The sequence below is a fragment of the Streptomyces sp. NBC_00271 genome (assembly GCF_036178845.1).
In the GTDB taxonomy this organism is placed as follows: Bacteria; Actinomycetota; Actinomycetes; order Streptomycetales; family Streptomycetaceae; genus Streptomyces.
Genome location: NZ_CP108070.1, coordinates 7475696 through 7489302 on the forward strand (window position 1 = coordinate 7475696; position 13607 = coordinate 7489302).

Genomic DNA, 13607 nt, shown 5'->3' on the forward strand with positions numbered 1-13607 from the left:
GGTCGTACGAACGAGAAAGTGAGCCCGATCCCGTGTCCGCAGTCTCCGACCGGCTTCCCGTCTTCCCCTGGGACAAGCTGGAGCCCTTCAAGGCGACGGCCGCCGCTCATCCGGGTGGCATCGTCGACCTGTCCGTCGGCACCCCGGTCGACCCGGTGCCCGAGCTGATCCAGAAAGCTCTGGTCGCGGCCGCGGACTCGCCGGGCTATCCCACGGTGTGGGGCACGCCCGAACTGCGCGACGCGCTCACCGGCTGGGTCGAGCGGCGGCTCGGCGCACGCGACATCACCCACCAGCACGTGCTCCCGGTCGTCGGCTCCAAGGAACTCGTCGCCTGGCTCCCCACCCAGTTGGGCCTGGGCCCCGGCGACAAGGTGGCGTACCCGCGCCTCGCGTACCCGACGTACGAGGTCGGCGCGCGCCTGGCCCGCGCGGACCACGTGGCCTACGACGACCCCACGGAGCTGGACCCGACCGACCTGAAGCTCCTGTGGCTGAACTCCCCGTCGAACCCGACGGGCAGGGTCCTGTCCGCGCCGGAACTCGCCCGGATCGTCGCGTGGGCCCGCGAGCACGACATCCTCGTGTTCTCCGACGAGTGCTACCTCGAGCTGGGCTGGGAGGCCGACCCGGTCTCGGTTCTGCACCCGGACGTCTGCGGCGGCTCGTACGAGGGGATCGTCTCGGTCCACTCGCTCTCGAAGCGCTCGAACCTGGCCGGCTACCGCGCCGCGTTCCTCGCCGGTGACCCCGCCGTCCTCGGCGACCTGCTCCAGATCCGCAAGCACGGTGGCATGATGACGTCCGCGCCGACCCAGGCCGCGGTGGTCGCCGCCCTCGCGGACGACGTCCACGTCCGCGAACAGCGCGAGCGCTACGCGGCCCGCCGCACCGCCCTGCGCGAGGCCCTGCTGCGCCACGGCTTCCGCATCGAGCACAGCGAGGCGAGCCTGTACCTGTGGGCCACCCGCGGTGAGTCCTGCTGGGACACCGTCGCCCACCTGGCCGAACTGGGCATCCTCGTCGCCCCGGGCGACTTCTACGGCGAGGCGGGCGAAAAATTCGTCCGCGTGGCCCTGACGGCGACGGACGAGCGAGTGGCGGCGGCGGTAGAACGCCTGGGCTAAGAAACCCCCTGGCGAGGAGCGCGCCCTTTAGGGGCGCGGGGAACTGCGCGCCCAGCCCCCACCGGCCCGCACATCACGACCCGGCATGCGCGAAGGGGTCCAGGGAAACTCCCTGGACCCCTTCGCCCGTACAGCTACAGCATGTGCCCGGCGCCTAGCCGAGCGGCAACCCCTTCAGCGGCAGCTGCCCCGTCGGCAGGCCACCCTTGGTCACCGCGTCCGTCGGAAGACCACCACCGGCGGTCTTCGCGGTGTCACCGAGCAGACCCCCGGCCTGCCCCGCCGCGTCCCCGGCCACCTTCTGCGCGGCCGGCGTCGCCGTCCTGGCGACACTGCCACCCGTCTTGCCCGCGGCCGGGACGGCCTTCTTGAGGGCGTTGCCGCCGGTCGTGCCCGCGAGCCCGGTGACGTTCTGCGTCGCACCGTCGACCGTGCTGCCGACGTGCGCGCCGTCCAGAGCGGTCAGGCCGCCGAGGTTGGGGGTGGCCGGGAGTTCGGCCGCCGCGCTGGCGGAGCCGGCCGCACCGACCACGGGCGCCGCTCCCGCTGCGATGAGCAGCGCGGCACGGGCGATCCGGCGGGTCAGGGGGAGGGACATGATGCTCCTTAGACGGAAGAGAACGGTGAAGTGTCCACCCGTGCCCGGGAGTTGACCGTCCGGCCGCCGACCGGCTGTCGGGCGACCCGTTGATCGTTCCGGGCTCGGACGCAGTGACTACCGCTCGAGACCCGCGAAGGTTGCGGTGGCCCGACGTAAAGAGTTGGCAATGCGTCGCATTATCAGTTGTGGATAAAAACGGGCAAAGGGTATCCGGTCGGAAAGTCCGCCGAATCCTTACGGCCCTGTGTTTTCAAGGGGTCCGGCGGATTCCGGGGTGAGTACGCGAAAACCTGCTCGCAGCGGCAACGCGCCACGCCGCGCATCCCCCGTACAGGTGAGGCCCCGTACTACTGTGCGGTGTCGATACGGACCTCGCCGGGGGACGGCTTCGCCGTCGAACCGCCCGTGGTGACCGCCGCGCGCCACTCGCCGTTCCTTTCCCCGGCCGTCCACTCCCGCCCCGCGTAGGAGACCCGTCGGATGTGCAGCGCCGAGGAGTTGGCCACCGCCCAGTGCGCCAGCTCCCAGCCACGCTGGCGGACGGTGGAGTCGCCGGTGGGGTCCTTGCGCACGGGCACGGTCACGGTCCGGCCGGAGACGCTCGGCGAGGGGGCGAGGCTCGGCGAAGCCGTCGGGGAGGCGGGGGAGCCCGCGGTGCTCACATCGGCTCCCGCCTCCTGCAGCACCTCGCGCCCGAAGTCCCGTACGAGCGCGGCGCGCACCGAGTCCGGGCCGCCGACCGGGGTCGCCCCCGGGCGGCCCTCACAGGTCAGCGTGGCCGCCGCACGGCCGGTCAGGGCCGCGGCGAGCAGCGTCGCGTCCGGCTCGTGCTTCGCGTACGCCTGCGGATAGCCGCTGCGCTGCACGCGCTGCGCGGCGACGGTGAGCGGCAGCCGCGTGTAGCCCGGCACCTTGGCCAGGTGTTCGTAGAACATGCCGGCCGCGTACGTCGGGTCCATGATCTGTTTCGTCGTGCCCCAGCCCTGCGAGGGGCGCTGCTGGAAGAGACCCAGCGAGTCCCGGTCGCCGTGCTGGATGTTGCGCAGCCCCGACTCCTGGAGCGCGGTCGCGAGCGCGATGGCCACGGCGCGCTCCGGCAGCCCGCGGGTGGTGCCGACCGCCGAGATCGTCGCCGCGTTCACCGCCTGCTCCGGGGTGAACTCGTACGACGCTCCGTCGCTCTTGCCCGAGACGACTCTGCAGCGCGGCGCACCCGTCCCTCCTGTGAGGTACTGCACCGCGAGGTAACCCGCGAGCGCGAGCATGACTACGACGGCCGCCCCGAAACGGAAGAGGCGGCCGCGCCGGACAGGAGTGGGGGACGGCTCTGGCACGCGTACAAGGTACTGGAGGCGACTGTTGGCGACGTATGGGGTTGTGGACAACCCGTGTGCGGCAGAGCGCCGAGCAGGGGGCGCTAGGGTCGAGGGCATGGCCGACACCACCCTTGACCTCACGCTGGACGCCGCGGAGCTCACCGCGCGGCTCGTCGACTTCCCCTCGGAGAGCGGCAACGAGAAGCCGCTCGCGGACGCCGTCGAGGCCGCGCTGCGCGCCCTGCCGCATCTGACGGTCGACCGGTACGGCAACAACGTCGTGGCGCGTACGAACCTGGGGCGGGCCGAGCGCGTGATCCTCGCCGGCCACATCGACACGGTCCCCATCGCCGGCAACGTGCCCTCGCGCCTCGACGAGGACGGCGTCCTGTGGGGCTGCGGCACCTGCGACATGAAGTCCGGCGTCGCCGTGCAGCTGCGCATCGCGGCCACGGTCCCGGCACCCAACCGCGACCTCACCTTCGTGTTCTACGACAACGAAGAGGTCGCCGCCCACCTCAACGGCCTGAAGCACGTCGCCGAGGCCCACCCCGACTGGCTGGCGGGCGACTTCGCGATCCTCCTGGAGCCGACGGACGGCCAGGTGGAGGGCGGCTGCCAGGGCACGCTCCGGGTGCTCCTGAAGACCAAGGGGGAGCGTGCCCACTCCGCGCGCGCGTGGATGGGCTCCAACGCGATCCACGCGGCGGCCCCGATCCTCGCCAAGCTCGCCGCCTACGAGCCGCGCACGCCGGTCGTGGACGGTCTCCGGTTCCACGAAGGCCTCAACGCCGTCCGCGTCGAAGGGGGCGTGGCCACCAACGTCATCCCCGACGCCTGCACGGTCGTCGTCAACTTCCGCTACGCGCCCGACCGCAGTGAGGCGGAGGCCGAGGCCTTCGTCCGTGACTTCTTCGCCGACTGCGACATCGACGAGTTCATCGTCGACGACCACACCGGCGGGGCCCGGCCCGGCCTGACCCACCCGGCGGCCGCGGCCTTCCTGGCGGCCGTCGGCGGCGAGGCCCGCCCCAAGTTCGGCTGGACGGACGTCGCCCGCTTCAGCGCGCTCGGGGTGCCCGCGGTGAACTACGGGCCCGGCGCGCCGCTCCTCGCCCACAAGGTGGACGAGCGGGTGCGGGCGTCGGAGATCCCCGAGGCTGAGGAGCGCCTGCGCGCCTGGCTGACGTCCTGAGGACCTGCCCGAACTTTCGTGGTGCACGGCGGACATGCGCATGTCCCCCCTCCGTAACCCGCGTAGATCTACGCTGGGGCTGAACCACTTGCAAGCGGAGGGAGCGCACATGGCTACTGGCAACCCCGAGGGCAAGAAGCAGCCACCGGAGGAGCAGCGGCTGGGGCCGGTACTGCGCAGGCGGGGCCAGGTGCAGGCGAGCACCACGGACCAGCGTCTGCTGGACGCGGGCGGCCCCTCCGACTGGGTGCACACCGACCCCTGGCGGGTCCTGCGCATCCAGTCGGAGTTCATCGAAGGCTTCGGCACGCTCGCCGAACTCCCGCCCGCGATCAGCGTCTTCGGCTCCGCCCGCACACCGGTGGACTCGCCCGAGTACGAGACGGGGGTCGCCCTCGGCCGAGGCCTGGTCGAAGCCGGCTTCGCCGTCATCACGGGTGGCGGGCCCGGCGCGATGGAAGCCGCCAACAAGGGCGCCTGCGAGGCCAAGGGCATCTCGGTCGGTCTGGGCATCGAGCTCCCCTTCGAACAGGGCCTCAACCCCTACGTCGACATCGGCCTCAACTTCCGGTACTTCTTCGTCCGCAAGATGATGTTCGTCAAGTACGCCCAGGGCTTCGTGGTCCTGCCCGGCGGCCTCGGCACCCTCGACGAACTCTTCGAGGCCCTCACCCTCGTCCAGACCCAGAAGGTCACCCGCTTCCCGATCGTCCTGTTCGGCACGGCGTACTGGGGCGGTCTCGTCGACTGGCTCAAGAACACCCTGATCGCCCAGGGCAAGGCCTCAGAAAAGGACCTCCTCCTCTTCCACCTCACGGACGAGGTGGAGGAAGCGGTGGCCCTGGTCTCCAAGGAGGCGGGCCGCTAGCGGCCCGAGACCCTGGTCGGGTTCTTCCGCTGCGGGTGCGCGGGGGCTGGTCGCGCAGTTCCCCGCGCCCCTGAAGGGGCGCTGCGCGCATCTTCAGCCCGTCCGGCGTTTGAGGACGAGGCCGTTCAGGCCGATCGGGGGTTTGGGGGCGGAGCCCCCGAGTGAGGATGGGACGGGTAGGGGCGGCGGGGGCGAGGAAAACTACGCCAGGCCCCGGCGGGCCACCGTCGGAGGGCGGTGGCCCGCGATCGACGCCACCATGTCCAGGACCTGACGCGTCTCGGCGACCTCGTGGACGCGATACACCTGCGCCCCCAGCCACGCCGACACCGCCGTCGTGGCCAACGTCCCCACCACCCGTTCCTTCACCGGCCTGTCGAGCGTCTCCCCGACGAAGTCCTTGTTGGAGAGGGAGACAAGCACGGGCCACCCCGTCTCCACCATCTCGCCCAGCCGCCGAGTCGCCTCCAGGCTGTGCCGCGTGTTCTTCCCGAAGTCGTGCCCGGGGTCGATCAACACGGACTCCCGGGGCACCCCCAGGGCCACCGCCCGCTCGGCCAGCCCCACGGTCACCCGCAGAATGTCGGCCACGACGTCGTCGTAGGCGATCCGATGCGGCCGCGTACGAGGCTCGGCGCCCCCGGCATGGGTGCACACCAGCCCCACCCCGTACCGCGCGGCCACCTCCGCGAGCCGAGGATCCACGCCACCCCACGCGTCGTTGAGCAGATCCGCCCCCGCCTCGCAGACCGCCTCCCCGACCTCGTGCCGCCAGGTGTCGACGCTGATGATCACGTCCGGGAACCGTCGCCGCACCTCGGCGACGAAACCGACCGTACGGCGCGCCTCCTCCTCGGCGGTCACCTCTTCCCCGGGCCCGGCCTTGACCCCGCCGATGTCGATGATGACGGCGCCCTCGGCCACCGCCTGGTCCACACGCGCGAGCGCGGGCTCGTCGCGGAAGGTGGCTCCCTGGTCGTAGAAGGAGTCCGGGGTCCGGTTCACGATGGCCATGATCACCGGCTCGTGGGGGTCGAATTCGTGCTTGCCCAGCCTGAGCATCCCCTGTGACCTCTCCTATAAGTCCCGCTGCTTAGCCGCCTGCGACCTTAACTGTCAGACTCGCATGGCACGATCGGACCCTGACACTTTCAGCGCCGGACCGCTTCGGCACTCGTCAGACATTTTCAGCAGCTTCAGTACTTTCGCGTCGGCGCCCAACGCGTCGGCACCAGAGCGTGGGGACCTCAGCGATGTTCATGTTCTTGTTCCTGGTCGTCGCGCTCGCCGTCGTGGTCGCCGCGGTGACACTGTCCGTGGTGGGCGGCGGCGAGAGCGCCCCCCTTCCCGACGCCGAGCCCGATCGACTGGTGGACCCGCTGCCCCAGGACCGGCCGGTGAACCGCGCTGACGTGGAGTCCGTGCGCTTCCCGCTCGCCGCCCGCGGCTACCGCATGGCGGACGTGGACGACGCCCTCGGCCGACTCGGCGCCGAGCTCGCCGAGCGGGACGCCAGGATCGCCGACCTGGAGGCCGCGCTGGCCGGCGCCCGCGCCACCGCGACCATGTCGCTGCGCAAGCCGGCCGAGGGGGAGCAGCAGTGAGCGACGCGCTCGCCGGGCCCGACGGCGCCCTGCGCTGCCCCTGGGCCCTGTCCACCGAGGACTACGTCTCGTACCACGACGAGGAGTGGGGCCGCCCGGTCCACGGCGACGACGCGCTGTACGAGCGGCTCTGCCTTGAGGCCTTTCAGTCGGGCCTGTCCTGGATCACGATCCTGCGCCGGCGGCCGGGTTTCCGTGCCGCCTTCGCCGACTTCGAGATCGCCTCGGTGGCCGCGTTCACGGACGCCGACAAGGAGCGCCTCCTCGGCGACCCGGGGATCATCCGCAACCGCGCCAAGATCGAGGCGACCGTCGCCAACGCGCGCGTGCTGGCCGACTGGGCGCCCGGCGAGCTGGACGAGCTGATCTGGTCCTTCGCCCCCGACCCGGCCACCCGCCCGGTCCCGAAGCGGCTGGCCGACGTCCCGGCCGTCACCGACGAGTCGACGGCCCTCTCCAAGACCCTCAAGAAGCGCGGCATCCGCTTCGTGGGCCCGACCACGGCCTACGCGCTGATGCAGGCCTGCGGCCTGGTGAACGACCACTTGGAGGATTGCGCGGCCAGGAGCACCCCATAAGAGGCGCGGGGAACTGCGCGACCAGCCACAGACGGCCCGCAGTTCCCGTACCGACCTCCGACCGCCGAATCCAGCGAAGCGTTACCGCCCCAAGTACTTCGGCTTCTCCTTGTTGACGAACGCCTGCACCGCGATCACATGGTCCTCGGACGCCCCGGCCCGCGCCTGCAGCTCGTCCTCCTTCTCCAGCGTCTCGTCCAGAGAATGAGTGAGCCCGTACGCCACGGCCTCCTTCAGCGCGGCGTACGCGACCGTCGGCCCCGCCGCCAGCGCCCGCGCCACCTTCTCCGCCTCGCCGCGCAGCTCGGACGACGGGACGAGCCGGTTGGCGATCCCGAGCTCGAGGGCCTCCTGCGCGGAGATGCTGCGCGGGAAGAGCAGCAGATCGGCGGCGCGGCCCGGTCCGATCACCCGCGGCAGGTTCCATGACATGCCCGAGTCGGCGGTCAGCGCGACGTTGGCGAAGGACGTGTTGAAGGCGGCGGTGTCGGCGACGATCCGGTAGTCGGCGCAGAGGGCGAAGCCGAAGCCGGCCCCCGCGGCGACGCCGTTCACCGCGGCCACCACGGGCTTCGGGGCCCCGGTCAGGGCGCGCACGATCGGGTTGTAGTGCTCGCGCACGGTGCTCATCGTGTGCCGCGACCCCGACTCCTTTTCGGCGGCCAGCAGCCCGATGTGCTCCTTGAGGTCCTGTCCGACGCAGAACGCCCGGTCACCCGCGGCGGTGAGCAGGATCGCCCGTACGCCGCCGTCCGCCGCGGCGGCCTGGGCCGCGTCCCGGAGGGCGACCTTGGTCTCGACGTTCATCGCGTTCATCGCCTCGGGGCGGTTCAGCGTGATCGTCGCGAGTCCGTCGCTCACCTCGTAGAGCACGGTGTCGGACATGGTGGGTCTCCTCCGGTGTCGCGGCTCCGACGTACCGGTCGGTACGTCCTGGTGTGAGGACAGCATGCAGGACAGCATGGCGGAGATCACGGTCCGGGCGTGGACAGGACATGTGACCTGCGTCAAAGAATTCCGCGCCGTGGAAGTCGATGCAGCGGCGCAGTATCGCAGTCACACCGCCGAATTGAGTGGTTTTGCTCAAGCGCGTTGCGCAAGCGATGCCGACTGATGTTGGTCATCGGGTCCTGAGATGCGGGATAATGGCCTGGAAGCAATGTGTTCGATGCCGGTGACGTGTGTCCTATGAGGGGACGTGCGTGCCCTTCAAGGGGCCGTCGGCGACGATGAGCTGGTTTCAGGAAGGGGAACGAGCATGGCGGCCATGAAGCCGCGGACGGGCGATGGCCCGCTCGAGGTGACCAAGGAGGGGCGGGGCATCGTCATGCGCGTTCCGCTCGAAGGCGGCGGTCGGCTCGTCGTCGAGCTGACCCCTGACGAGGCCGACGCGCTCGGCGACGCCCTCAAGAAGGTCGTCGGCTGACGCGGAACGCGACCATACCCTTTTCAGCTGCCCCGGCATCGTATTCGGTGCCGGGGTGGTGGTTTTCCTGGGGTGCGACAGTGGTGTGTCTGTGCGCATCGACGCAGGTCAGACATGCAGTGCGGGTACGAGGCCGAGCGTGCGGTCAGCGCTTGACCCCGCACAGCAACCCATCGCCCACCGGCAGCAGCGAGGGCACCAGGTCCTGGCTCTCGCGCACCGCGCGCAGCAGTTCGCGCAGCCGGCCGACCTCGGCGGGCTGCGGGCCCGATTCGACCGTGCGGCCGTCCGCGAAGACACCCTCGAAGACGACCAGCCCGCCCGGACGCAGCAGGCGCAACGATTCAGCGAGGTAGTCCAGGCACTCCAGACGGTCGCCGTCGCAGAAGACGAGGTCGTAGCCGGCGTCCGCGAGCCGGGGCAGGACGTCCAGCGCGCGGCCGGGGATGAAGCGGGCGCGGTTGCTGGCGAAGCCGGCCGCGCGGAAGGCCTGGCGGGCGAACTGCTGGCGGTCCGGTTCCGGATCGACGGTGGTCAGTACCCCGTCCGGCCGCATGCCGTGCAGCAGATGAATTCCGGAGACGCCGGTCCCGGTCCCGATCTCCGCCACCGCTTTCGCGTCCACGGTGGCGGCGAGCAACCGCAGCGCGGCGCCCGTGCCGGGCGACACCGGGCGCAGCCCTGCCTCGCGGGCCCGGTCGCGGGCCCAGCGCAGCGCTTCGTCCTCGGCGACAAAGGCGTCGGCGAACGCCCAGCTCGTCTGCCGGTTGCCGGTAATGACCCTCTCCCTGTCCCCGTGGTTGCCTGGGCGTGACTGTATCCGTTGGTGCCGGGAACCCGCAGATGGGACCAGGCGTTTAGAGGGGTGCGGAAACAGAGCGGGGGGAAGTCGATGGAACAGTGCGCGGAGCGGGCCGTGGAGCGGGGTGGCGACCACATGCTGACGCAGCCATATGAGCACGTATCAAATTCTCGTAAAACCGCTTATCCGGAGCTAACGGGCGAGGTGGCTATGGTAGGGGCTCCACTGGACACCACCAGAGCCGACAGGGGAGGTGCGGCTGCGCCTGTGGATCGGGGAGGGGTGCTGCGGCGCCTTCTCAGATCGGCGGGTGAGCCGAAATCCGTGACCGACATCGCTGACAAGTTCCATGCTGCTGCCCCGGCGCAGACCGCGACGTTCACCACCGACGCGGAGTCGCAGGCGTGGACTCCGCCCACCTGGGAGGAGATCGTCAGCACGCACAGCGGCCGGGTCTACCGGCTCGCCTACCGCCTGACGGGCAACCAGCACGACGCCGAGGACCTCACACAGGAAGTCTTCGTCCGCGTCTTCCGCTCCCTGTCGACCTACACGCCCGGCACCTTCGAGGGCTGGCTGCACCGCATCACCACGAACCTCTTCCTCGACATGGTGCGCCGCAAGCAGCGCATCCGCTTCGACGCCCTCGGTGACGACGCGGCCGAGCGCCTGCCCAGCCGCGAGCCCTCCCCGCAGCAGGTCTTCAACGACGCGCACTTCGACGCGGACGTCCAGCAGGCGCTGGACACCCTCGCGCCCGAGTTCCGTGCCGCGGTCGTCCTCTGTGACATCGAGGGACTTTCGTACGAGGAGATCGCCGCGACCCTGGGCGTCAAGCTCGGTACGGTCCGCAGCCGGATCCACCGTGGCCGCTCGCAGCTGCGCAAGGCCCTCGCACACCGGTCTCCCGAGGCCCGTGCCGAGCGCCGCGGCTTCGCGATCACGGGAGTTCCGGCGCTGGGAGGAGGGGGCGCGACCGCGTGAGTGGATCCCGGCCCAACTCTACGGAGCGGTGTGTTGCCGACCAGCATCTTGGGGACCGACTCTCCGCCTTGGTGGACGGAGAGCTCGGTCATGAGTCGCGCGATCGCGTCCTGGCCCACCTCGTCACCTGCGCGAAGTGCAAGGCCGAGGCGGACGCCCAGCGCCGACTGAAGAACGTCTTCGCGGAAGTCGCTCCTCCGCCCCCCTCCGAGAGCTTCCTGGCCCGTCTCCAGGGACTGCCCGGGGGAGGTGACTTCGACGGCGGTGATGGCTCACCGTTCGGCGGGGGCGGATTCGGCGGAAGACTCCCCTCCGGAGCCCCGGTGACCGGCGTCTTCGGAGTGCGCGGAGAGCCCTTCGGGTACGTGCCCGCGGCGCCGCACGGCGACGTGCTGCCGCCCGCCTCCGGGCGCGGTTTCCGCATCCATGACGTCAGCCGTCACGAGTCCGACCGATCGGCCTCGCGCGGGCTGCGCTTCGCCTTCGCCGCCGCCGGTGCGGTGTCGCTGGCCGCGGTCGCGCTCGGCGGGGTGTCGACCGGAGTGCCGGCCGACACCACGGACGCGCGCGGCGGCTCCGGCGGCAGCAATGTGACACCGGCGCGTACGCCGGGATCGGGGCCCGCGACGGCTCCCGAGACACAGCGTCGCCGCTCCGACGGGCCGCTGCTCACCCAGGGCGAGCGTTCGCTCGGTGTGGCGCCCGCGGTGCCTACCTCGGTGTCCGCACCCCTGCTCCCCGGAGTCCCCGCTCCGGTGACCCGGGCAGACGACGTCATGCACACGCTGACCACCCCCGTGGTGGCCGGTGCCGCCGTGATGTCCCCGCTCATACATCCGCTCACCGAGTCCCAGCCGATCGCCCAGACCTCCTGGTCGACGCCGCCCGGCCTCACGCCTCCGCGCCTGCTCGCCACCCCGGCCACCACCCCGTCCCCCTCTTCCTCCCCGTCCCCCTCCTCCCGTACCGCTCACTGACCGGCCCTCTGCGCCCCGGCCCCGGAACCTGGTTGAATCCAGGGTGGGCCGCGTCCGCCGGAGGGATTCCCGGACGCGGAGTCGGCAATCTGCGGTGACCGTCGACGTGTTGTGTCGCGGGCCAGGTGTGGGGAGAGCATGAACGAGGGGAAGCCCACGAAGGCGAAGTGGTGGAGTCGGCCCCGCCCGGTCTCTCCGGGGGTCGGCGAGGTGGGCCCGGTCGAGGACATCTCCGGACCCGGGGCGGACCGCGACTCCGACGGGGACCACAACTCCGACGGGGACCACCAGTCCGAGAGGGACTACAAGTCCGACGGGGACTACGAACTGGACCAGCCGGCGACGACCACGGCTCCGACGGGTGTGGCCGGTGCGGGTTCGCCGTACGTCGCACCGGCGGAGCCTGGTGCCGGGAGCGGTGTCGGCGGCGGTGACTTCGAGTTGGAGCGTCCTGCCGCGGTTCTTCAGGGAAGCGTGTCGGATGCGGAGGCGGTCGGGAGTCCCTCGGACGCCGTGCCCGCGGGCCGCGCCCCGGTCGCCGCCGTACCGGCGCAGCAGGCCCCCGAAGACCGTCCCCGGCCTCTGCACGATCCCGACCCCTACAGCACCCCGCCGTACGGCGAGCCGGGCCCCTGGGCGCCTGCCCCGCCCGTCCAGCACCCGGCGGTCACCCCCGCGCACGGCACCGCCATGCCCCCGGGCCCGCCCCCGCTTCCGGCCCCGGCGCCGCTCCTGGCCCCGGTCCCGTACCCGAGCAATCCCCACCCGGCCCCCGCCCCGTGGCAGAACTACGACCCCTGGGCCGCCCCGGGACCGCTCCAGCAGAACGGGGCGGCTGTCGAGACGAAGACCCAGCGGCGCAAGCGGGCGAGGAAGGCGTTGGTCCTCGGGGCCGTGGCGCTCGCCCTCGTCTCCGGAGGCGTCGGAGGCGCCGTAGGGGCCTATCTGGAGCGCAACGGCGGGGTCGGTGACGTCACACTGCCGCAGGCCGCCAAGGAGGCGCCCGGGCGGCCCACGGACAGCGTGGCCGGGATAGCGGCCCGCGCCCTGCCCAGCGTGGTCACCCTGCATGTGCGCGGCTCCGGCGAAGCGGACACCGGCACCGGGTTCGTGCTCGACACCCGGGGTCACATCCTCACCAACAACCACGTGGTCGAGCCGGCCGGCAGCGGCGGCGAGATAACCGTGACGTTCAGCGGCGGCGAGAGCGCCAAGGCCACCGTCGTCGGGCGCGACAGCGGCTACGACCTCGCCGTGGTGAAGGTGTCGGGAGTCGGCGGGCTGCGGCCCATGGCGCTGGGCAACTCCGACAGCGTCCAGGTGGGCGACCCCGTCGTCGCCATCGGCGCGCCCTTCGACCTCGCCAACACCGTCACCTCCGGGATCATCAGCGCCAAGGAGCGTCCCATCACGGCGGGCGGCGAGAAGGGCGACGGGAGCGACGTCTCGTACGTCGACGCGCTGCAGACCGACGCGCCCATCAACCCCGGCAACTCCGGCGGCCCCCTCCTCGACACCAGGGCTCGTGTCATCGGCATCAACAGCGCCATCCGCTCCGCCGACGGCGGCACCGACCTCCAGGGCGGCCAGGCCGGTTCCATCGGGCTCGGCTTCGCCATCCCCGTCAACCAGGCCAGGCGCGTCGCCGAGGAGCTGATCAACACCGGCCGGGCGACCCACCCGGTGATCGGGGTCATGCTCGACATGGACTACACGGGCGACGGCGCCCGGGTCGGGACGAAGGGCGGCGGCGCGCCGGTCACCGCGGGCGGCCCCGGGGCCAGGGCGGGCATCAAGGCCGGCGACGTCATCACCGAGGTCGACGGACAGCGCGTCCACTCCGGTGAGGAGCTGATCGTGAAGACACGCGCCCACCGTCCCGGCGACCGGCTCCGGCTGACCCTCCGGCGGGGCGGCTCGCAGCGGACGGTCACCCTGGTTCTCGGCTCCGCGAGCGGCGGCTGACCTCTTTCGACAGCAACTGACATGAACTTCACAGGAGGGACCCCGAGCGCGCGCTGAGCGGCGAACATCCGGGGAAACTCGTCGTGTACACGAACCCGGAAGCCCCGGGACAGTTCCGGACGGACGGGATCGGCGGGTACCGTGGACCCGGCCCGGACCACGGA

At 71.5% G+C, this 13607-nt stretch carries 15 protein-coding genes; 10 read left to right on the forward strand and 5 right to left on the reverse strand.

Annotation, left to right across the window (positions count from 1 at the left end; translation table 11 throughout):
• Nucleotides 1–32 precede the first annotated feature (32 nt).
• Complete coding sequence (locus tag OG798_RS34095) at nucleotides 33–1127, forward strand: bifunctional succinyldiaminopimelate transaminase/glutamate-prephenate aminotransferase (RefSeq protein WP_121415091.1); 1095 nt, start codon at nucleotides 33–35, stop codon at nucleotides 1125–1127.
• Between the two features lie 154 nt (nucleotides 1128–1281).
• Here the strand turns inward: OG798_RS34095 and OG798_RS34100 are convergent, their stop codons facing one another.
• Nucleotides 1282–1725, reverse strand: coding sequence for an ATP-binding protein (locus tag OG798_RS34100; protein WP_067368466.1), 444 nt, complete (start codon nucleotides 1723–1725; stop codon nucleotides 1282–1284).
• 350 nt (nucleotides 1726–2075) lie between these two features.
• The gene (locus OG798_RS34105; protein WP_121415089.1) at nucleotides 2076–3062 is read right to left on the reverse strand and encodes a heavy metal transporter; all 987 of its coding nucleotides are present in this window, start codon (nucleotides 3060–3062) and stop codon (nucleotides 2076–2078) included.
• 97 nt (nucleotides 3063–3159) lie between these two features.
• On the opposite strand from OG798_RS34105, the gene dapE reads away from it, so the two are divergent.
• Both dapE and OG798_RS34115 read left to right on the forward strand, forming a co-directional pair.
• Nucleotides 3160–4239 (forward strand): succinyl-diaminopimelate desuccinylase, encoded by a 1080-nt coding sequence (dapE, locus tag OG798_RS34110; RefSeq protein ID WP_095852740.1) that lies wholly within the window; start codon nucleotides 3160–3162, stop codon nucleotides 4237–4239.
• Between the two features lie 109 nt (nucleotides 4240–4348).
• Nucleotides 4349–5107, forward strand: a complete 759-nt coding sequence (locus OG798_RS34115; protein WP_097224846.1) for a TIGR00730 family Rossman fold protein — start codon at nucleotides 4349–4351, stop codon at nucleotides 5105–5107.
• A gap of 201 nt (nucleotides 5108–5308) precedes the next feature.
• Here OG798_RS34115 and folP read toward each other — a convergent pair whose 3' ends face one another.
• Entirely contained in the window at nucleotides 5309–6169 is an 861-nt protein-coding gene (gene folP, locus OG798_RS34120; protein WP_097224845.1) for a dihydropteroate synthase, read from the reverse strand.
• Between the two features lie 191 nt (nucleotides 6170–6360).
• On the opposite strand from folP, the gene OG798_RS34125 reads away from it, so the two are divergent.
• Both OG798_RS34125 and OG798_RS34130 read left to right on the forward strand, forming a co-directional pair.
• On the forward strand, nucleotides 6361–6711 hold the full coding sequence (locus OG798_RS34125; RefSeq protein WP_054228222.1) for a DivIVA domain-containing protein: 351 nt from the start codon (nucleotides 6361–6363) through the stop codon (nucleotides 6709–6711).
• Entirely contained in the window at nucleotides 6708–7289 is a 582-nt protein-coding gene (locus OG798_RS34130) for a DNA-3-methyladenine glycosylase I (RefSeq protein ID WP_121415088.1), read from the forward strand. The genes OG798_RS34125 and OG798_RS34130 overlap by 4 nt, the downstream gene beginning before the upstream one ends.
• Nucleotides 7290–7370: 81 nt before the next feature.
• Here the strand turns inward: OG798_RS34130 and OG798_RS34135 are convergent, their stop codons facing one another.
• Nucleotides 7371–8174 (reverse strand): enoyl-CoA hydratase/isomerase family protein, encoded by an 804-nt coding sequence (locus tag OG798_RS34135; protein WP_328758188.1) that lies wholly within the window; start codon nucleotides 8172–8174, stop codon nucleotides 7371–7373.
• A gap of 64 nt (nucleotides 8175–8238) precedes the next feature.
• On the opposite strand from OG798_RS34135, the gene OG798_RS34140 reads away from it, so the two are divergent.
• Together OG798_RS34140 and OG798_RS34145 are read left to right on the forward strand one after the other, a co-directional pair.
• Complete coding sequence (locus OG798_RS34140) at nucleotides 8239–8403, forward strand: hypothetical protein (protein ID WP_179436445.1); 165 nt, start codon at nucleotides 8239–8241, stop codon at nucleotides 8401–8403.
• A 144-nt stretch (nucleotides 8404–8547) separates the two neighbouring features.
• Entirely contained in the window at nucleotides 8548–8715 is a 168-nt protein-coding gene (locus OG798_RS34145) for a DUF3117 domain-containing protein (RefSeq protein WP_003966491.1), read from the forward strand.
• Between the two features lie 145 nt (nucleotides 8716–8860).
• Here OG798_RS34145 and OG798_RS34150 read toward each other — a convergent pair whose 3' ends face one another.
• Nucleotides 8861–9385: an O-methyltransferase gene (locus tag OG798_RS34150; RefSeq protein WP_054228219.1), complete on the reverse strand. Its 525-nt coding sequence runs from the start codon at nucleotides 9383–9385 to the stop codon at nucleotides 8861–8863.
• Nucleotides 9386–9799: 414 nt separating this feature from the next.
• On the opposite strand from OG798_RS34150, the gene sigE reads away from it, so the two are divergent.
• The 3 genes from sigE to OG798_RS34165 all read left to right on the forward strand — a co-directional run bounded on the left by sigE (nucleotide 9800) and on the right by OG798_RS34165 (nucleotide 13443).
• Complete coding sequence (sigE, locus tag OG798_RS34155) at nucleotides 9800–10501, forward strand: RNA polymerase sigma factor SigE (protein WP_054228218.1); 702 nt, start codon at nucleotides 9800–9802, stop codon at nucleotides 10499–10501.
• Nucleotides 10498–11478, forward strand: a complete 981-nt coding sequence (locus OG798_RS34160; protein ID WP_328758190.1) for an anti-sigma factor family protein — start codon at nucleotides 10498–10500, stop codon at nucleotides 11476–11478. The genes sigE and OG798_RS34160 overlap by 4 nt, the downstream gene beginning before the upstream one ends.
• Nucleotides 11479–11616: 138 nt before the next feature.
• Nucleotides 11617–13443: a trypsin-like peptidase domain-containing protein gene (locus OG798_RS34165; RefSeq protein ID WP_328758191.1), complete on the forward strand. Its 1827-nt coding sequence runs from the start codon at nucleotides 11617–11619 to the stop codon at nucleotides 13441–13443.
• Nucleotides 13444–13607: the final 164 nt, after the last annotated feature.